This is a genomic window from Streptococcus atopicus, from assembly GCF_049166725.1.
In the GTDB taxonomy this organism is placed as follows: domain Bacteria; phylum Bacillota; class Bacilli; order Lactobacillales; family Streptococcaceae; genus Streptococcus; species Streptococcus hominis.
Window position 1 is genome coordinate 1 of sequence record NZ_JBMHFC010000025.1, and the last position, 684, is coordinate 684.

General features: G+C 41.2%; 1 tRNA gene and 2 pseudogenes. 2 read left to right on the top strand and 1 reads right to left on the bottom strand.

Features of this window, described 5'->3' with window-relative positions:
• Positions 1-183: pseudogene (locus ACOMA9_RS09760) on the top strand (ISL3 family transposase); the annotation flags it as partial.
• Positions 120-437: pseudogene (locus ACOMA9_RS09765) on the top strand (transposase); the annotation flags it as partial. The pseudogenes ACOMA9_RS09760 and ACOMA9_RS09765, both read left to right, overlap by 64 nt.
• A 121-nt stretch (positions 438-558) precedes the next feature.
• Here ACOMA9_RS09765 and ACOMA9_RS09770 read toward each other — a convergent pair.
• A tRNA-Pro gene (locus tag ACOMA9_RS09770) sits at positions 559-632 on the bottom strand.
• Positions 633-684: the final 52 nt, after the last annotated feature.

Consider the following 684-nt stretch of genomic DNA (forward strand, 5'->3'; position numbering starts at 1 on the left):
CTCTCGATCTCAACTTCAACCGTCATTCGCAAGCTCAAGGAATTCAAATTTGAAATGAACTGGCAGAAACTGCCAGAAATCATGAGCTGGGATGAGTATAGCTTCAAGAAAGGAAAGATGAGCTTTACCAGCTTCTGTTCTTTCACTTTCAGGAAAAGCAAGCTGATTATTTCTTTAACCTGATTGAGGAGGTTATTTCTGATGTTCACCCGATTTTTCAAACCGTCTTTCGGACTTTCCTGAAGGACAGAGGCAAGATTCTCAATGACTTGGAACTGCCCTACTCCAACGCCAAGCTGGAAGCAACTAACAATCTCATCAAGGTCATTAAGCGAAACACTTTTGAATTCAGGAACTTTGACAACTTCAAGAAACGCATTCTCATCGCTTTGAACATCAAAAGAGAGAGAACGAATCTCGTCCTCTCGCGATGTTAGCTGACATCAACCCACTACAGTTGACAAAGAGCCTGCTTTTTTTGATAGAATCGAGACATTATTGTCCCAGGCTCCAGATGTTAAAAACTAACACCTATTTCATCTAATATCAAATAAAATATCGGGAAGACAGGATTCGAACCTGCGACACCTTGGTCCCAAACCAAGTACTCTACCAAGCTGAGCTACTTCCCGTATAGATAGAAAAAATGAAGTCCTAGGAGACTTCTTTTCTATGCACCCTAGA